At 48.9% G+C, this 17,118-nt stretch carries 21 protein-coding genes; 19 read left to right on the plus strand and 2 right to left on the minus strand.

Annotation, left to right across the window (positions count from 1 at the left end):
* Window positions 1-67 precede the first annotated feature (67 nt).
* From mltG to BO53_RS0112990, 16 genes are all read left to right on the plus strand, one after another.
* The gene (gene mltG / locus BO53_RS0112910; RefSeq protein ID WP_031548945.1) at window positions 68-1,195 is read left to right on the plus strand and encodes an endolytic transglycosylase MltG; all 1,128 of its coding nucleotides are present in this window, start codon (window positions 68-70) and stop codon (window positions 1,193-1,195) included.
* Between the two features lie 111 nt (window positions 1,196-1,306).
* Window positions 1,307-1,948: an O-methyltransferase gene (locus BO53_RS0112915; RefSeq protein WP_031548948.1), complete on the plus strand. Its 642-nt coding sequence runs from the start codon at window positions 1,307-1,309 to the stop codon at window positions 1,946-1,948.
* Window positions 1,945-2,565, plus strand: a complete 621-nt coding sequence (gene udk, locus BO53_RS0112920) for a uridine kinase (RefSeq protein ID WP_031548951.1) — start codon at window positions 1,945-1,947, stop codon at window positions 2,563-2,565. The genes BO53_RS0112915 and udk overlap by 4 nt, the downstream gene beginning before the upstream one ends.
* Before the next feature lie 39 nt (window positions 2,566-2,604).
* On the plus strand, window positions 2,605-3,081 hold the full coding sequence (greA, locus tag BO53_RS0112925; RefSeq protein ID WP_031548955.1) for a transcription elongation factor GreA: 477 nt from the start codon (window positions 2,605-2,607) through the stop codon (window positions 3,079-3,081).
* A 4-nt stretch (window positions 3,082-3,085) separates the two neighbouring features.
* Entirely contained in the window at window positions 3,086-3,775 is a 690-nt protein-coding gene (locus BO53_RS0112930) for a 5'-methylthioadenosine/adenosylhomocysteine nucleosidase (protein WP_031548958.1), read from the plus strand.
* A gap of 193 nt (window positions 3,776-3,968) precedes the next feature.
* Window positions 3,969-4,493, plus strand: coding sequence for a YqeG family HAD IIIA-type phosphatase (locus tag BO53_RS0112940; protein ID WP_031548961.1), 525 nt, complete (start codon window positions 3,969-3,971; stop codon window positions 4,491-4,493).
* A gap of 3 nt (window positions 4,494-4,496) precedes the next feature.
* Window positions 4,497-5,603 carry a ribosome biogenesis GTPase YqeH gene (yqeH, locus tag BO53_RS0112945; protein ID WP_031548965.1) on the plus strand — a complete coding sequence of 369 codons (1,107 nt, stop codon included), beginning with the start codon at window positions 4,497-4,499 and terminating at the stop codon, window positions 5,601-5,603.
* Window positions 5,603-6,412 carry a shikimate dehydrogenase gene (aroE, locus tag BO53_RS0112950; protein ID WP_031548968.1) on the plus strand — a complete coding sequence of 270 codons (810 nt, stop codon included), beginning with the start codon at window positions 5,603-5,605 and terminating at the stop codon, window positions 6,410-6,412. The genes yqeH and aroE overlap by 1 nt, the downstream gene beginning before the upstream one ends.
* The gene (yhbY, locus tag BO53_RS0112955) at window positions 6,409-6,705 is read left to right on the plus strand and encodes a ribosome assembly RNA-binding protein YhbY (protein ID WP_031548970.1); all 297 of its coding nucleotides are present in this window, start codon (window positions 6,409-6,411) and stop codon (window positions 6,703-6,705) included. Before aroE ends, yhbY begins: the two co-directional genes overlap by 4 nt.
* Window positions 6,702-7,265: a nicotinate (nicotinamide) nucleotide adenylyltransferase gene (nadD, locus tag BO53_RS0112960; RefSeq protein ID WP_031548973.1), complete on the plus strand. Its 564-nt coding sequence runs from the start codon at window positions 6,702-6,704 to the stop codon at window positions 7,263-7,265. Before yhbY ends, nadD begins: the two co-directional genes overlap by 4 nt.
* Window positions 7,255-7,824 carry a bis(5'-nucleosyl)-tetraphosphatase (symmetrical) YqeK gene (gene yqeK, locus BO53_RS0112965; RefSeq protein WP_031548976.1) on the plus strand — a complete coding sequence of 190 codons (570 nt, stop codon included), beginning with the start codon at window positions 7,255-7,257 and terminating at the stop codon, window positions 7,822-7,824. The genes nadD and yqeK overlap by 11 nt, the downstream gene beginning before the upstream one ends.
* A gap of 4 nt (window positions 7,825-7,828) precedes the next feature.
* Complete coding sequence (gene rsfS, locus BO53_RS0112970) at window positions 7,829-8,164, plus strand: ribosome silencing factor (protein WP_031548979.1); 336 nt, start codon at window positions 7,829-7,831, stop codon at window positions 8,162-8,164.
* Window positions 8,109-8,897 carry a class I SAM-dependent DNA methyltransferase gene (locus BO53_RS0112975; protein ID WP_245608242.1) on the plus strand — a complete coding sequence of 263 codons (789 nt, stop codon included), beginning with the start codon at window positions 8,109-8,111 and terminating at the stop codon, window positions 8,895-8,897. The genes rsfS and BO53_RS0112975 overlap by 56 nt, the downstream gene beginning before the upstream one ends.
* Window positions 8,898-9,030: 133 nt before the next feature.
* Window positions 9,031-9,645 carry a helix-hairpin-helix domain-containing protein gene (locus tag BO53_RS0112980; protein ID WP_051683120.1) on the plus strand — a complete coding sequence of 205 codons (615 nt, stop codon included), beginning with the start codon at window positions 9,031-9,033 and terminating at the stop codon, window positions 9,643-9,645.
* Window positions 9,646-9,670: 25 nt separating this feature from the next.
* Window positions 9,671-10,132: a ComE operon protein 2 gene (locus BO53_RS0112985; RefSeq protein ID WP_031548986.1), complete on the plus strand. Its 462-nt coding sequence runs from the start codon at window positions 9,671-9,673 to the stop codon at window positions 10,130-10,132.
* Window positions 10,129-12,369: a DNA internalization-related competence protein ComEC/Rec2 gene (locus BO53_RS0112990; RefSeq protein WP_031548988.1), complete on the plus strand. Its 2,241-nt coding sequence runs from the start codon at window positions 10,129-10,131 to the stop codon at window positions 12,367-12,369. Before BO53_RS0112985 ends, BO53_RS0112990 begins: the two co-directional genes overlap by 4 nt.
* A 9-nt stretch (window positions 12,370-12,378) precedes the next feature.
* On the opposite strand, the gene BO53_RS13795 is transcribed toward BO53_RS0112990, so the two are convergent.
* The gene (locus tag BO53_RS13795; RefSeq protein ID WP_084185055.1) at window positions 12,379-12,513 is read right to left on the minus strand and encodes a YqzM family protein; all 135 of its coding nucleotides are present in this window, start codon (window positions 12,511-12,513) and stop codon (window positions 12,379-12,381) included.
* A gap of 92 nt (window positions 12,514-12,605) precedes the next feature.
* On the opposite strand from BO53_RS13795, the gene holA reads away from it, so the two are divergent.
* Window positions 12,606-13,568: a DNA polymerase III subunit delta gene (holA, locus tag BO53_RS0113000; protein ID WP_051683121.1), complete on the plus strand. Its 963-nt coding sequence runs from the start codon at window positions 12,606-12,608 to the stop codon at window positions 13,566-13,568.
* Window positions 13,569-13,646: 78 nt separating this feature from the next.
* On the opposite strand, the gene rpsT is transcribed toward holA, so the two are convergent.
* On the minus strand, window positions 13,647-13,892 hold the full coding sequence (gene rpsT, locus BO53_RS0113005; RefSeq protein WP_031548992.1) for a 30S ribosomal protein S20: 246 nt from the start codon (window positions 13,890-13,892) through the stop codon (window positions 13,647-13,649).
* Window positions 13,893-14,053: 161 nt separating this feature from the next.
* On the opposite strand from rpsT, the gene lepA reads away from it, so the two are divergent.
* Together lepA and hemW are read left to right on the plus strand one after the other, a co-directional pair.
* The gene (gene lepA, locus BO53_RS0113010; protein WP_031548994.1) at window positions 14,054-15,877 is read left to right on the plus strand and encodes a translation elongation factor 4; all 1,824 of its coding nucleotides are present in this window, start codon (window positions 14,054-14,056) and stop codon (window positions 15,875-15,877) included.
* 43 nt (window positions 15,878-15,920) lie between these two features.
* Window positions 15,921-17,036, plus strand: coding sequence for a radical SAM family heme chaperone HemW (gene hemW, locus BO53_RS0113015; RefSeq protein ID WP_031548996.1), 1,116 nt, complete (start codon window positions 15,921-15,923; stop codon window positions 17,034-17,036).
* Window positions 17,037-17,118: the final 82 nt, after the last annotated feature.

Below are 17,118 nucleotides of genomic sequence, written 5' to 3' on the forward strand. Positions count from 1 at the left end.
TTTTTTCAGTTAACAGGGAATGGCTTCCAATATCAATTGGAAGCTATTTTTAAGATAGGAGTCATATATGAGTAAATACGAAGATATAAAATTTTCAAAGAATGTTTCATCCTACCTTTCATTATTCGTAATTGCTGCTCTTGCTGTCATCTTCATCGTCATTGCATTCTTCATCTACATGTACATCAAATCGGGTTCCGAACCATTGGATCCGAATTCGACTGAGGTGAAGGAAGTGACGATAGAACAGGGTTCTTCAGCGGGCATGATCGGTGACCAGCTGGAAGATGAGGGGATCATCAGGAACGGCACCATGTTCGAATACTTCCTCAAGTTGAACAGCATCACCAACTATCATGCAGGAGACTATGAACTTTCGCCGTCCATGGACTTCGAACAGATCGCCAAAACGCTGGAAACGGGCAGAATCTATCAGGAAGTGCTCCATAGACTGACCATACCTGAAGGATACGCCATCGAGCAGATCGCAGAACAGGCGGATGAGCAGCTGCCGATCGTCGGTGACCGCTTCCTGGAGCTGATGCAGGATGAGGATTTCATCAATACGCTGATTGAGGAATATCCGGATATGCTTTCAGAGGACATATTGTCCGATGATATCAAGTATCCGCTTGAAGGCTATCTGTATCCGGCGACCTATGATATAACAGAAGAGGAGCCCGACATCGAAGCACTCGTCAGACAGATGCTCGACGCGACGAGAAGCAACAGCTATAGCGTCTTCCAGTCGAGCAATGGCTATTCGATCAATTTTGAAGGGGAATCGAGGGATCTTTCCTTCCATGAATTCCTGACACTGTCATCATTGGTTGAAAAAGAGGCGACGTCGCTTGCGGACCGTTCCAAGATTGCGAGCGTCTTCCTGAACAGGATGTCGGAAAGCCCGAGCATGCCGCTCCAGACGGATCCGACCGTACTGTACGCCCTCGGCGAGCATCAGGAACGGACGCTTTTCGAAGACCTTGAGGTGGAGGATCCGTACAACACCTATATCAATACGGGACTGCCGCCTGGACCGATCGCTTCTCCGGGAATGGAGTCCATCCAGAGTACAATGAATCCATCCAACACCAACTACTATTATTTCCTTGCGGACAGCGAAGGCAACAACCATTTCGCTGAGACTTTCGAGGAGCATGTCGAAAACCGTGAGCAGTATATCAACAACAACTAAAGACAAAAAGCACCTTTTCAAGTAAAATGATTTGTGCTACTATGAATTGTGATAAATAAAGCAACTGATAACGGAAGTTATCAGTTGTATTTTTTGTATATGGTGGGGAATATGGACATTTACGAATATGTAAGGAATCTGAATGCATATCCGGAACTGTTTCCGGATATGCTTGAATATGCGCGCGAGCATCACGTGCCGATCATGGATGAAGATGCACTGAATGTGATGAAGCACTATATGAAAGTGGCGCAGGCCAGACATGTGCTTGAAGTGGGGACCGCCATAGGCTATAGTGCAATGCATATGCTTTCTGTGGACAAGGACGTCTCTGTTGTGACGCTTGAGAAGGACGAGGCATCCCACAGGCAGGCAAACACGTTCTTTGCGCGGTACGGGGTTACGGGCAGGGTCAGAAGCCTGCTTGGCGATGCCAAGGAGATTCCGCTCGATCAGCTGGGCGGGGCGCCCTTCGACCTGCTTTTTATAGATGCATCAAAAGGGAACAACCAGCGCTTCTATGAACGGTACCTGCCGCTCGTGAAACCGGGCGGCCTGGTCATCGTCGATAATATACTGCTTCGCGGCCTCGTCACCGAGGAGGAAATCACCTCGAGGGGCACCCGAAAAATGAAGGAGAAGGTCGACAGCTTCAACAGGGCCATCGCAGAATCAGATGTATCCTCGGCATTCCTGCCGGTGGGCGATGGCCTGCTTGTTATTACTAAGGACAAAGAGGGAGAACGCAGATGAAAAGACCAACAGTCATAGGCATTGCTGGAGGTTCCGGGTCCGGAAAGACTTCAGTGACCCGCAAAATCATGGAAGCCCTGAATGGTCACAGCGTCGTTCTGATCGAACAGGACTACTACTACAAGGACCAGAGTGACAAGACATTTGAAGAGAGGCTCGAGACGAACTATGATCACCCTTTCGCCTTCGACAACAATCTTCTGATATCCCATATCAGGCAGCTGATCGACCGCCAGCCGGTGGAAATACCCACGTACAACTATGAAATACACACCCGGAGTGACGAAACCATAGAGGTCGAGCCGAAGGATGTCATCATCATAGAGGGCATCTTTGCGCTTGAGAATGAAGATCTGAGGAATCTGATGGATGTCAAACTCTATGTGGACACCGATTCCGACATCCGCATCCTGAGACGGTTGAAGCGGGATATCGAGAAGCGGGGGCGTACCATGGACTCGGTCATCAGCCAGTATTTGAATGTCGTCCGGCCGATGCATCTGCAGTTCATAGAACCGACCAAACGTTTCAGCGATATCATCATTCCAGAAGGCGGAGAGAACAACGTGGCGATCGACCTGATCACAACCAAGATCCGCACTCTGCTCAATGAATAGACGATTTTAAAAAAACTTATCAATTTATGGAGGATTACGATGGATATACAAAAAGAATTTCCGATGACACAAAGTGGATATGAACAGCTGCAGGAGGAGCTCGAGCACCTGAGAACGGTAAAGCGCCCGGAAGTGGTGGAGAAGATCAAAGTGGCAAGAAGCTTCGGTGACCTTTCCGAGAACTCCGAATACGATGCAGCGAAGGACGAGCAGGGATTCGTGGAACAGGAAATCACCAAAATCGAGGATATGCTGCGTCATGCGAAAATCATCGAGGACACCAGCAACAACAATATGGTACAGATCGGCAAGACGGTGACATTCAAAGAGCTTCCGGACGGAGATGAGGAGTCCTATCAGATTGTGGGCAGTGCCGAAGCGGACCCATTTGAAGGCAAGATTTCAAATGAATCACCGATTGCGAAATCACTGCTTGGTGCAAAGCTCAATGATTCCGTGAATGTACCGCTCCCGAACGGCAACGAGATGAAAGTGGAGATCGTGTCTATTGACTAAGGGCATCATCGGCATTATCGGAGCCATGGAGCCTGAAATCGATATCCTCAAGGAGTGGATGGATATCGAGGCGACGGATACGATTGCCCATGCGAAAGTGTATAGGGGTACCCTGGTCGGCCAGGATGCCGTATTGGTTGAAAGCGGCATCGGCAAAGTCAATGCCAGCATGATCACAGCTCTGCTGATAGAACGCTACAATGTCCGCATCATCATCAATACGGGTGTGGCTGGTGCGTTGTCCAGCACCCTTGATGTGACGGGTATGGTCGTGAGCACCTCGGTACTCCATCATGATGTGGATGCCGTCGAGTTTGGCTATGAACTTGGGCAGGTGCCCGGCATGCCAAAATTCTATATTGCGGACAAGGGACTCGTCAAACTGACGCTTGAAGCGATTTCTTCACTTCCGGACATCAAAGGCCACGGTGGCCTGATCGTCAGCGGGGATTCGTTTATAAGCAACAGTGAACAGAAGGGGAAGATCACCAAAAACTTCAGGAAGGCAATGGCCGTTGACATGGAGTCGGCCGCCATTGCCCAGACATGCTATCAGTATTCCACACCTTTCGTCATTATCCGTTCCATATCGGACAGGGCGGATGACACGGCGGATATGGCTTATGAAGAATTTCTCTCCAAAGCTTGTGTTCATTCATCCGAAGTTGTAAAATCATTATTGAAGGACTTGTAATCAGGAGGGAAAATCCATGCTTTTTCTTATGATCATTTCAATCATCATTACAGTCGTTATCGGTTTCCTCATCTACAGGGATACTGAAACAGAAGATAATGAAATCATTGAATAACACAAAAAGCGCCTTAATCTTTTAAGGGGCTTTTATTTTTGTGGTAGAATATAAAAAAACTCATTAGGAGTGCGCATATTGAAGCTGTTAGAAAAATATTTCCTTCCCAGTGACTATTTCAAGGAGTTTCGCGGTATCACACCCCAGTATCTGAAGGATCGCGGCATCCGTGCCGTCATCACCGATCTCGACAATACACTTGTGGGTTTTGATGAACCGGATGCAAGCGATGAGGTGCTGCAGTGGTTCAAGACGATGAAGGACAATGGCATAAAGGTGACCATCGTCTCCAACGGCAGCAGGCTCAGGGTCAGTGAGTTCTGTGACCCGCATGATATCGAGTATATATTCAGGGCAAGAAAACCCCTTGGCCGCTCCTACAGGAAAGCGGTGCACATGATGGGAATGGACAGCGCTGAGACCGTCATGATCGGGGACCAGCTGCTTACCGATGTATTCGGAGCGAACCGTGCCGGCCTGAAGAGCATACTCGTCGTACCTGTAAAGAACAGGGATGGCTGGGCGACCATCGTCAACCGCAGGATTGAACGCATCATCATGAAATATTTCGACCGTAAAGGTCTAATCCAATGGGGGGACTAGTATTTGGAATCTATAAAATGTATCGGCTGCGGCGCTGAGCTGCAGACTGAGGATAAGAACAAACCTGGATTCATACCGGCAAGCGGGCTGGACAAGGAAGAACCGATATGCAAAAGGTGCTATCGTCTGAAGCATTATAACGAAGTGATGGATATAGATGTGAATTCAGGAGAATTCATGACCATGCTGAATGCCCTGTATGAGACCGAAGGGCTGATCGTCAAAGTCATCGATGTCTTCGATTTCCATGGCAGCCTCATCCCGGCATTCAACCGCATCGTCGGTGACAAGAAGGTGGTTGCCGTCATCAACAAGATCGACCTGCTGCCGAAATCAGTCAACCGCGGCCGTCTGGTGCATCGTGCAAAACAGATGCTCAGCGAAGCAGGCATCACAGCCGTGGACACTGTAGTGGTCAGTGCCATGAAGAACGAAGGCATTGACAAGCTCGTGGACAAGCTGTCCGGCTATGCTGACGGTAAGGACATCTACGTAGTGGGCACGACGAATGTGGGAAAATCCACCCTGATCAATCGGCTCATCGAAAACACTTCCGGAGACAGGGAAGTGATCACTACGAGCAGGTTCCCGGGCACGACGCTCGATCTGATTGACATTCCCCTGGATGAGAATGCTTTCATCTATGACACTCCAGGTGTAGTGATGGACTCGCAGATGGCCCATTATGTCAAAACCGGGGATCTGAAACATATCACGCCGGTCAAGGAGATCAAACCGAAGGGATTCCAGCTGGATTCACAGCAGACGCTCTTCATATCCAATCTCGCACGGTTGGATTTTGTAGACGGGGACAGAAACAGTTTCATCGTCTATACAAACCACGCCTTGAACATCCACCGTACCAAGACGGAAAATGCCGAGGCTTTCTATGAGAAGCACTTCAATACCTTGCTGGCACCACCGGAGCTCGATACGGCCTATCTGAGCGAGTCATATGAAATTTTCGAATTTGATATCGAAGAGGACAGCGACATTTCGATCAGTGGTCTGGCATTCATCCGTGTGGGGGCCGCAGTGAAGGTGGCGGTCCGTGTACCGAAAGGCATCGACGTCACTTCAAGACCGACAATCTTTAAAGGTGGGGTATAATGGGTAATTATGCAGTAATAGGGTATCCAATCTCCCATACGCTGTCCCCCCTCATCCACAATGCGAATTTTGAAGCAAAGGGCACAGATGACAATTATACCGCACTATCCGTGCATCCCAATCATCTGCTGCATATCAGGGATCTGATCGCAACGAAGGAACTTTCGGGATTCAACGTGACGATTCCACACAAGGAAGCGATCATTTCATATCTGGATGCAGTGGACGAGGATGCACAGAAGATCGGGGCAGTCAATACAGTCTCGGTCGATGGCGATATACTGACGGGCCACAACACCGATATCACCGGCTATATGCATGCATTTTTGGATGCATTCGGTCAGGCGGCGCGGCGCGTGCTGATCATCGGGGCAGGCGGCGCTGCGAAAGCCGTCCATCGGGCGCATGCCAATAACGGAGACGACGTGACGATTGCAGCGCGGCGTATGGAAAGTTTCGAACAGTTCAAAGCTGATGACTTCAAACCCATGCTGATCTCAGACATCACCGGAGCCGAAGAGTTTGATGCGATCATAAATGCTACACCCGTCGGTATGAAGGGGGAAGACCTTCTGAAAGAGATGGATATTCCTGAAACACTGGTTTCTGGAAGTGCAGTCGGAGTGGATTTGATCTACAAGCCGCAGAAGACGAAGTTTCTTGAATATTTCCCGGATGGACACTACATGAATGGCATGCCGATGCTCGTCCACCAGGCCATGGATGCATATGGCATCTGGACAGGTGAAAAGGGAGACTACGAGGCAGTAAATAAAAAATATGAAGATTATATCGGAGGTAAATCATGAATAAATTATCTTCACGTCAAGTGAAGCAGCTCAAATCACAAGCTCATCATCTCAATCCCATTTTCCAGGTCGGGAAAAACGGGGTTAATGATAACTTTCTGGAACAGATTGACGATGTGCTTGAAAAAAGGGAATTGATCAAAATTTCCATCCTGCAGAATTGTCTTGAAGACAAGGATAATATTGCGTCTCAGATCAGTGAAGGGACAAACAGCCATATTGTCACGGTCATTGGAAATACGATCGTCCTGTACAGGGAGTCAAAAGAGAACAAGAAGATTGAGTTGTCATGAAGATAGGTTTTTTTGGCGGAACTTTCGACCCGGTCCACCCCGGGCATATCCATGCGATTGCTGAAGCCAAAATTTCACTGGGACTCGATAAGGTGGTCTGCATCCCCGCGAAGCAGTCTCCGCTCAAAACGAGTGCACCGACCCGGGATGACCATCGGCTGAATATGTTGGATCTCGCCATCAGGGATTATGGATTCATGGAAATCGACGATTGGGAAATGACCCGGGAAGGTGTCAGCTATACGTATGATACCGCCATCTACCTGCAGGAAAAATACCCGGAGGATGAACGATATTTCCTGATCGGCACAGACCAATACAAAAGTTTTGAAAAATGGCATAGGCATGAGGAACTGCTCGCCCTCATGAACTTCGTCATCCTGGACCGGTATTCGGGTGAGCCGATCAGCGATGACCGGTTCATTACAATCAACCAGCCGGTAATCGAGATATCCTCCACAATCATCAGGGACCGCATCAGGGAGGGCGAAATCGTCCGCCACCAGCTCGACCCCGAAGTGTATCAGTATGTAAAGGAGAATCATCTGTATGAAGCATAAGGCAGCCATCACTCTTGTAAAGGACAAACTGCCCGAGAAACGCTACAAGCATTCCAAGCGGGTTGCTGAAACAGCGATTGAAATGGCCAAAATATATGGTGGGGACGCCAATAAATGTTTTCTGGCCGGCATCCTTCATGATTTCTCCAAATATGATGAACTGGGAGAAATGTACCAGTACGTAACCAACTATAAACTCGACCCCGAACTGCTGAGCTTCAAAGCCGAAGTACTGCATGGCCCAGTGGCCGCAGTCAAGATGCGGGAGGAGCATGGCATTCTGGATGAGGAGATCTACCAGGCAATTATGAACCACACGACCGGCAGAAGCCATATGTCCCTGAATGAAAAGATCATCTATGTTGCCGACTACATCGAACCGAAACGGACTCAGCCCGGTGTCGACCGGATACGCGATATCGTATTCGAAATGAAAAACCTGGATCTTGCAATATATGAGATTACAAAGTCGAACGTGCTCCACCTGGTCTCGAAGGACCGGGCGGTCTATCACAGAACGGTGGAGTGTCTGAACTACTATAATATGGTTAAGGAGTGACTGTATGGATACTGAACATCTAGTCAACATGCTGATTGAAGCATGTGATAATAAACGAGCAGAGGAAATCATGAAATTTGATGTAAGTGACACGAGCAGCGTCACCGACTGCTACCTGATCTGCCACGGAAATTCGGACAGACAGGTGCAGGCGATTGCTGATGAAGTCATGGATGTCTGCAAGGAGAATGGTATGGATCTTCTCGTTGAAGGGTACAAGGACGCAAAATGGATTCTGCTAGATGCCAACAACGTGGTTGTACATGTCTTCCATAAGCCGGAGCGTGACTACTACAACCTTGAACGTCTGTTCAAGCATGGTGAACGTGTTGAAGTCTAGGCCCGTCTACCAGCTTTTCAGCCACTATTATGATGAACTGACATATGATATGCCCTATGGGCTGTGGCTTGACATCATCCGCCACTTCAAGGGTGAACGCCAGTCTGTAATCGATATCGGTTGTGGTACAGGGAGGCTGACGGTCCAGCTCCCGTTCAATGAAATTACCGGAATGGACCAGTCTGATATGATGATCGATGTCGCAAGGCAGGAAAGTGCTGGAACGGTCGCGTACGTTCAAGGGGATATGAAAGACTTCAATCTTGGCAGTCAGTTTGATATGGCAACTGCAACCGTCGATGTACTCAACTATTGTAGGAATGGCGAAGAGGTGCTGGATGTCCTGAGAAACGTCCATGACCATCTGACGCCGGGCGGCCTCTTCATATTTGATATCCACAGCGTCTTCAAAATGACCAATGATTTCAATGATATGACATACAGTGATGAGACTGAGCACATCACTTATATATGGAATGCCATCCAGGGGGAGGCACCCCTTTCGGTCATCCATGATATGACCTTCTTCATAAAGGAGGAGGGGGCATCGGATCTCTACCGTAAAGTGCAGGAAACCCACGTGCAGCGGACATATACACATAAGGACATGCTTCAGCTGATTGACAGGTCAGGGTTCATCATAGACACTGCATTCAGCGATTTCGATCCGGATAATGCCGTGACTGAAGTGTCTGACAGGGTATTCTATGTTTTGAAGAAAAAACAGATGTGACTATTGGCCCGGCTGTATAGCCGGGTCATTTTTATTTCTCAAGTTTTTTTATTTATTCGACATTGAAAAAAATCAAAATGCCGTTTTCGTTCCATATACATAGAAAGAGCTTTTTTATGGAGGAGGCGGAATGATGGATATCAGGACAATATGGGAGAAGTACAAAATCTGGATTGTTGGTGGCGGTGCGCTTCTGCTGTTCGCAGCAGCGGCATATGCACTGCTATCCCCTGCGCAGAATGTGGAGGTGATGGCCTATGAACCGGAGCCGTCCACTGAAGAGCCATCCCCTGAGGAGATGATGGTTGAGGAAGCGACCATTTTTGTGGAAGTAAAAGGGGCTGTGAAGTATCCCGGGGTGTTCGAACTGCCACCTGATGCCAGGGTGAAGAATGTGCTGGAAATGGCCCAATTGAAAACGGAAGCCGACCTCCTCACCGTCAACCAGTCCATGAAGCTCACGGACGAGATGGTCATCTATGTCCCTGTCGAAGGAGAGGCGGAAGGCGTCGATCCTGCTGCCGTGCAAGGGCCTGGGGGCGAAGAGGAAGCAGCGAAGGTGAACATCAACACCGCAACGGTGGAGGAGCTGGTGACACTGAATGGCATTGGGGAAAAGAAGGCGCAGCTCTTCATCGACTACAGGGAGGAGCAGGGGCTGTTCATGAAGCTCGAAGACATCAAGAATATACCCGGTATCGGCGATAAAACATTTGAAAGTCTGGAGCCATATATTACAATAGATTAATGAACAAATGACGAGGAGGGATAAAATGAGAATAGACTGGCACCAGTACTTCCTGGCACAGAGTCATCTGCTGAGCCTCCGTTCTACTTGTGAGCGGCTGAAGGTGGGAACGACGATTGTGAAGGACAACCGGGTCATTGCCGGGGGATACAATGGGTCCGTATCGGGTGAGGCCCACTGCATAGATGTCGGCTGCCTCGTTGAAGGTGGCCACTGCATCAGAACCATTCACGCTGAAATAAATGCACTGCTGCAGTGCTCCAAGTTTGGCGTATCAACGGAAGGCGCGAGCATCTATGTTACACACTTCCCATGTGTGCACTGTACGAAATCCCTGATACAGGCAGGCATCAGCTACATATATTACGCTGAGGACTACAAGAACCATCCGTATGCCCTGGAACTGTTGGACAAGACGGGAGTCCACTATGAACGCATCGATTTCGACAGGGCAAGTATCATTGATTCTTTTGAAAAGCAGCCATGATCCTTTTTCTCATACTCCTCTCGGTGCTGAATGGATATATCCTGCATGGACAGCCGATTCTGGGAGTGTTTTTCGTCTTTTTCACAAGCCTCATATGCCATAGAAAAATGAAGGGGAAGGCATTCCTGCTTTTTCATCTTGGAACAACAGTCATTGTCGCAATGGCTGTTTTTATATTGCCTGAAAAACAGGCTCCCGGCATGATCGACACGCTGACGGTCACTGGATATAAATATTCTCAGGATGGCATCGCACATACTGTGGCACACGACGAGGGGCGCTATGATCTGTATCTTGAGGAGGCGGAGAAGCTGCCGATCGGTGCAGAGTGCTCGGGCCCTTTCGAAGTGACGGTGCCGGACGAACAGAGAAACTTCATCAAGAAGGACGACCTGATGAATATGAGGGTCAATAATCTGGATGGGCGGATCTACGCAGCATCGATCGACCCAGGGCTCTGTGCGGAGGGGGTGAGGACATGGGGGATGCGGCTTGCCGATATCCGCGATCGATATATGGAAACCGTCCTTGCAGCGACAGACCATGACTACAAGTTCGATATACTTACCCTTTCGATCGGCAACAAGGCATATATCACTTCGGATCTCTTCGATGCCCTCCAGAAACTCGGCATCTACCATCTCTATGTCATCTCGGGCACCCATGTGGCTTTCATCAGTGCCATACTGTTTCATGTACTGAACCGTTTCAGGCTGGACATCACATCAATCAAGCTGCTGATGATTGCCGCACTACTGATGTTCCTGTGCCTCAACTTCTTCAGTCCGAGCGTCTTCCGTGCGGTATTTATGACGGTGACGCTGCTCCTTGTTTCATTTACAAGAAAGAAACCATATCTCTCTGTCATTTCACTCTCGGCACTGATACAGATCATCATCAATCCATGGATCGTGTTCCATGCAGGATTTCAGCTATCCTATATAACGACTTTCGTCATCATATTGAGCCGTTATTATTGGAGTGGTGCCAGCTTCTTTACCCAACTGCTCGGCATCACGCTGCTCGCCGAAATATCAACACTGGTCATCCTGCTTCATCAGTTCAACGAAGTGAGCATCAGCGGCATTGTCATGAACATGATTTTTGTGCCCCTCTTCACCTCTCTGATTTTCCCGATGGTCATCCTGTTCAATGCCATGGCTTTCATCCATCTGCCGGAAGTCGCCGATATGGCCTATGCGTTTGTCTTTACGGCGTTGAAGGGAGCCATCACACTGATTGCAAATGGTATGGAGCACCGCATTGCGGTCGCCAATCTGGGACCATTCTGGCTCATCCTGCTGACCCTCATCTCCTATTGGATGATGCGGACGCTCTGCCTCAGACAGATCAGGAAATTCCTGATGCTTTCAGCATGCTTCATTCTATCAATATTTCTGATCGACCGTATTCCTCAAGATGATTTTACTGTTACAATGGTGGATGTCGGTCAGGGAGATGCCTTTGTCATCGAGGATCATCGGAACCACTCCGTCCTTCTGATCGATACGGGCGGCAAGTACTACTACAGGGAAGCGGGACAGAAGCTTTCAGATCGGACCGTATTGCCGTATCTGAAGGAGTCGGGGGTCGACCACATTGATATGATAATCCTGTCGCATTTCGACCTGGATCATGTAGGGGAGGCACATCACATCCTCGGGAAAGTACCGGTGGAGCACATATATGCAAACCCCAATGACCCCGGGTTCAATGAGTGGCATGAAAGCATGCCGGATGGTTCTGGAGGTGTGGTTATAGATGCGCTGCAGGCAACGGAGCTGCAGGTGGGGGATATCGACATCACGCGGCTTTTCCCCGGTCCTGAACACCGGGATGATGATCCAAACAGGAATTCCCTCGTACTGAAGGTGCAGACTGGGGCATACAGCTTCCTTTTTACAGGGGATACGGATGAAGAGATGGAGCGGTTATGGGTATCGGAGGCAGGACGGATAGAAGGTGACGTGCTGAAGCTTGCCCATCATGGCTCAGACACTTCGACAGGGGAATACTTCATTGCCAATACCGACTTTACATATGGAATGATATCCGCAGGAGCAGGCAACCGATACGGGCATCCACACCATGAAGTAGTGGAGCGGGCGCAGGATATGGAGCTTCTCGATACCTCAAAACTCGGCATGGTGCGTTTCAGGATCAAGGGCGGGCGGATGTGTGTCGAAACGAAGCTCGATCCGTCGCGCAATCACTGCATAAAAAAAAGAGCTGAATGATCAGCTCTTTTATCCGGCAACAATCTGGAAGATCTGGGCTACAACATAGATTGCAGTAAGCCCAAGGAATCCGACGATGAAGCCGAGTCCGGAATCAACAACATCATTGTTCTTTGATTGTACATGCTTTTCGAATTTATTCATGAGATAACCTCCTAAACATATCACTAATAGTATAGGATATTTATTATAAAAAAGCTATAATGGATTTACAATTAATACAGGAGTGACTTTAAATGGAACGATTACAGCTAATACACGGCAGCAATACCATGAGGATTTCCGAAAAGGCAAAAACACTGGCTCAATCCTATGTAAAAGACCCGGATGCCTTCAGCATAGTCACCCTGAATTACAAAGAGACACCGGTTGAAGGAATCATAGAAGAGGCCCAGACGCTGCCCTTCCTGTCCGATGCGAAAGCCATCATCGTGGAGGATGCATTCTCCTTCACCGGGGCCAAAGTGCGCTCGGAAGTCGAGCACAACATCGACCTGCTCGTGGAATATATCAATAATAAGAATGACGATACCCTCGTCATCTTCAAAGTATACAGTGAACAATTGGATAACAGAAAGAAGATCACCAAACTGATGAAGTCGAAAGGAAAAGTCACTGAAATCAGTGAGATGACCGAGCAGGAAGTCCGCAGCCATATAAAAAGTGCAGCGGAAGATGCAGGAGTCCATCTGGAACCCGACGCCCTCGACCTCTTCATTCAACTGGTCGGCATCAAGTATGAGCATGTGACCAACGAACTCGGGAAGCTCCTCCTGTATGTGGAGGAGACCATCACAAGAGGGGATGTCCAGGAGATTGTGAGTGTCAGCCTGGAGCAGAACATCTTCAAACTGACGGACTTCATACTCTCGGGCAGGAAGGCGGAGGCCGTGAGGCTGCTCAGGGTGCTGATTCTGCAGAATGAAGAGCCGATGCAGCTCCTGCACCTCATCATCAGCCAGCTTAGGCTCCTGTACCAGGTGAAGCTGATGCAGGGGGAAGGCTACCAGGGGGACTCCATTGCGAAATCACTCAAAGTTCATCCATACAGGGTGAAGCTGGCAAGCCGTGAAGTCAGGAAGTACCGCCAGGAAGAGCTTGAACACAAAATGGTCAAGTGCCGGGACATCGACTACAAGTTCAAATCCAGCTACCTGGACAGGCAGAGCCTGTTTGAACTCTTCATTATGGAGATATAGAAACCGCCCCCTCCAGAAGCGTTCGAAGGGGGCGGTTTTCATTTTCGGCAAAAAAATAAAACCTTCCTGTGGAAGGTCTTATTTTGCCATGAGCTTGGATTTCATACGTGCTGCTTTGTTGCCGTGGATCAAGTTCTTTTTGGAAGCTTTATCTACGTGTTTCACAGCGTTTGAAACGAGTGTCTCAACGTTTTCTGAATTATTTTCTTTAGCAGTCATTGCGCGTTTGACAGCTGTGCGCATCTCACTTTTTTGAGCAATGTTCTGATTATGAGCGGATTCAGTAGTCTTCACTCTTTTGATTGCTGATTTAATGTTAGGCATTGCATTCACCTCCACCTTGTAGTTGTACAACTTTTATTGCAACAAAAAGTATTTTACCAAATATCCCGCCGTTATGCAATATAAATGGAAAATGAATTGAATGAAATTATGTTTGTTGTTATAATACAACCACTGTCTAATAAGAGAAAGTTGGAAGATATATGAATGATCAAGAGCGTTTGAAACGTCAGGAAAAAATAAGGAACTTTTCAATCATCGCCCATATTGATCACGGCAAGAGTACACTCGCAGACCGTATTCTTGAAAACACCAAGTCCGTCACATCAAGGGAGATGAAAGCGCAGCTCCTGGATTCGATGGATCTGGAACGTGAGCGCGGCATCACAATCAAATTGAATGCGGTACAGCTTAAATATACTGCCAAAGACGGGGAAGACTACATCTTCCATCTGATCGATACACCGGGACATGTCGACTTTACATACGAGGTCTCGAGGTCTCTTGCGGCGTGTGAAGGCGCCGTGCTTGTCGTGGATGCGGCACAGGGCATTGAAGCACAGACACTTGCCAATGTGTATCTGGCACTGGATAATGATCTCGAGCTGATACCTGTCATCAACAAGATCGACCTGCCTGCAGCAGACCCGGACCGGATTGCCCAGGAGGTGGAGGATGTCATCGGACTCGACAAGGACGAGGCCATCCATGCATCGGCAAAGGCGAACATCGGCATCGAGGAGATACTGGAGCGTGTCGTTGAAACGGTCCCTGCACCGGCTGGGGATCCCTCCGCACCGCTCAAGGCACTGATCTTCGATTCTGTCTTCGATCCATACCGGGGAGTCATCTCCTCCATCCGTATTATGGAAGGCACGGTAAAGCCTGGGGATAAGATCAAGATGATGGCGACCGGAAAGGAATTTGAAGTGGCTGAAGTCGGCATCAACACACCAAAGCCGCTGCCTGTTAAGGAACTGACCGTTGGAGATGTCGGCTATCTCATGGCATCTGTGAAGAATGTCAGCGATTCCCGCGTCGGGGATACGATCACTCTGGCCAACAATCCGGCGGAAACACCGCTTGAAGGCTACAAGAAGATGAATCCGATGGTCTACTGTGGAATCTACCCAATTGATACCGGGAAATACAACGACTTGCGCGAGGCGCTTGAGAAGCTCGAGCTGAACGACTCCTCCCTCGTCTATGAGCCGGAAACATCGCAGGCGCTCGGATTCGGTTTCCGTACCGGATTCCTCGGACTGCTCCATATGGAAATCGTCCAGGAACGCATCGAGCGTGAATTCGGCATCGAACTGATTGCGACCGCCCCTTCAGTAATCTACGAAGTGTACATGACGGACGGCTCTGTGATTACAGTGGATAATCCTGCTGAAATGCCGGATCCACAAAAGGTGGACCATATCGAAGAACCCTACGTCAAGTCCACCGTCATGGTCCCAAGCGACTATGTCGGAGCTGTGATGGAACTCTGCCAGAAGAAGCGCGGCAACTTCATCAATATGGACTATCTGGATGACATCCGTGTCAACATCATCTATGAGATCCCGCTGTCGGAAGTCGTATTCGACTTCTTTGACCAGCTTAAGAGCCAGACGAAGGGCTACGCTTCATTCGACTATGAACTGATCGGCTATCAGGAAAGCAGACTGGTCAAGATGGACATACTGCTGAACAACGAGAAGGTCGATGCACTCAGTGTCATTGTCCACCGTGACTTCGCATATGACCGGGGCAAGAATATCGTGGAGAAGCTCAAGACCCTCATTCCGCGCCAGCAGTTCGAAGTGCCGGTCCAGGCGGCAATCGGAAACAAGGTCATTGCGCGGACGAACATCAAATCGATGGGCAAGAACGTGCTGTCCAAGTGCTACGGGGGAGACATCAGCCGAAAACGCAAGCTGCTTGAGAAGCAGAAAGAAGGAAAGAAAAAAATGAAGGCAGTCGGAAATGTCGAGATACCTCAGGAGGCATTCCTTTCTGTACTTAAGATGGATGAAGAGTAAAAGCCACTATCAAGTGGCTTTTACTTTTGAAAGGAGTGAAAAAATGGTTGAGAGTCTTTATATTCATATACCCTTTTGCAACCGCATATGCACGTACTGTGACTTCAACAAGGTACTGATCAAAAACCAGCCGGTCGACGACTATCTGGATGCACTGATCCGGGAAATTGAAATGATCGAGGAGGACCGCATGAAGACCATATTTGTCGGCGGGGGGACACCCACGGCACTGACGGAGGCGCAGCTAGCCCGCCTCCTTGAAGTGGTCACCGGGAAATTCACGGTGACTGATGAGTTCACATTCGAGGCCAACCCCGACGAGCTGACTCCCGGAAAGCTGGATGTCCTGAAAAGCTTCGGTGTGAACCGCATCAGCCTCGGTGTGCAGACGTTCAACGAGGATCTTTTGAAAGTGCTTGGCCGTTCCCATGGCTACGACGATATATTCAACGCCATCAGTCACATGGAGAAGATCGGTCTCGACAACTATTCGCTCGACCTGATGTACAACCTGCCCGGGGAGACGATGGAAGATATAGAAGACAGCCTGCGCCACGTCGAGCGCCTCAAACCCAAGCACATTTCCTGGTATTCCCTGATCATCGAACCGCATACCGTGTTCTACAACCAGATCAGGAAAGGCAGGATGCAGGTGGATGACGATTCAGCGGAGGGGGAGAAGTATTTCCATATCATTGAATCCCTGGAGAAGCTTGGCTATCCGCAGTATGAAATCTCGAATTTCTCGACAGCACAGTACGAATCCGCCCACAACAAGACATACTGGCTGAACGAATCCTACTATGGTGCCGGAGCCGGCAGCCATGGATATGTCGATGGTACAAGGTACTACAATATCAAGCCGGTCAACCATTATATCCAGTCCATGCAGGAGTCCGGCAGCGTCGTCAAGGAAACGCTGCCGCTGGATGAGAAGGCCAGGATGGAAGAGGAGATGTTCCTGGGGCTGCGGATGAACAGGGGTGTCGAAGTTGCCAGATTCAACAGGAAGTTCGACCGGCCGATGGATGATGTATATGGCACTGTAATTGAGCAGGAAATCGAAAAGGGACATCTTGAGGAACAGGACGGATTCATTTCGCTGACAGAGAAGGGACGGCTGGTGGGGAACACCGTCTTTATGGAGTTCCTCCTCTAGAAAACGGTTTTCAGCAATTATCGAACATAAGGATTGACATACTTTGACCATTTTGATAAATTAATATTGGCACTTAAGGATA

Source organism: Salinicoccus luteus DSM 17002 (genome assembly GCF_000712035.1).
Classification (GTDB): Bacteria; Bacillota; Bacilli; order Staphylococcales; family Salinicoccaceae; genus Salinicoccus; species Salinicoccus luteus.

What these genes read in the sequence shown, in the direction of transcription:
- mltG (WP_031548945.1), top strand. Translation starts at nt 68, where the DNA reads ATGAGTAAATACGAAGATATAAAATTTTCAAAGAATGTTTCATCCTAC.
- BO53_RS0112915 (WP_031548948.1), top strand. Translation starts at nt 1,307, where the DNA reads ATGGACATTTACGAATATGTAAGGAATCTGAATGCATATCCGGAACTG.
- udk (WP_031548951.1), top strand. Translation starts at nt 1,945, where the DNA reads ATGAAAAGACCAACAGTCATAGGCATTGCTGGAGGTTCCGGGTCCGGA.
- greA (WP_031548955.1), top strand. Translation starts at nt 2,605, where the DNA reads ATGGATATACAAAAAGAATTTCCGATGACACAAAGTGGATATGAACAG.
- aroE (WP_031548968.1), top strand. Translation starts at nt 5,603, where the DNA reads ATGGGTAATTATGCAGTAATAGGGTATCCAATCTCCCATACGCTGTCC.
- yhbY (WP_031548970.1), top strand. Translation starts at nt 6,409, where the DNA reads ATGAATAAATTATCTTCACGTCAAGTGAAGCAGCTCAAATCACAAGCT.
- nadD (WP_031548973.1), top strand. Translation starts at nt 6,702, where the DNA reads ATGAAGATAGGTTTTTTTGGCGGAACTTTCGACCCGGTCCACCCCGGG.
- yqeK (WP_031548976.1), top strand. Translation starts at nt 7,255, where the DNA reads ATGAAGCATAAGGCAGCCATCACTCTTGTAAAGGACAAACTGCCCGAG.
- rsfS (WP_031548979.1), top strand. Translation starts at nt 7,829, where the DNA reads ATGGATACTGAACATCTAGTCAACATGCTGATTGAAGCATGTGATAAT.
- BO53_RS0112980 (WP_051683120.1), top strand. Translation starts at nt 9,031, where the DNA reads ATGGATATCAGGACAATATGGGAGAAGTACAAAATCTGGATTGTTGGT.
- BO53_RS0112985 (WP_031548986.1), top strand. Translation starts at nt 9,671, where the DNA reads ATGAGAATAGACTGGCACCAGTACTTCCTGGCACAGAGTCATCTGCTG.
- BO53_RS0112990 (WP_031548988.1), top strand. Translation starts at nt 10,129, where the DNA reads ATGATCCTTTTTCTCATACTCCTCTCGGTGCTGAATGGATATATCCTG.
- BO53_RS13795 (WP_084185055.1), bottom strand. Translation starts at nt 12,513, where the DNA reads ATGAATAAATTCGAAAAGCATGTACAATCAAAGAACAATGATGTTGTT.
- holA (WP_051683121.1), top strand. Translation starts at nt 12,606, where the DNA reads ATGGAACGATTACAGCTAATACACGGCAGCAATACCATGAGGATTTCC.
- rpsT (WP_031548992.1), bottom strand. Translation starts at nt 13,892, where the DNA reads ATGCCTAACATTAAATCAGCAATCAAAAGAGTGAAGACTACTGAATCC.
- lepA (WP_031548994.1), top strand. Translation starts at nt 14,054, where the DNA reads ATGAATGATCAAGAGCGTTTGAAACGTCAGGAAAAAATAAGGAACTTT.
- hemW (WP_031548996.1), top strand. Translation starts at nt 15,921, where the DNA reads ATGGTTGAGAGTCTTTATATTCATATACCCTTTTGCAACCGCATATGC.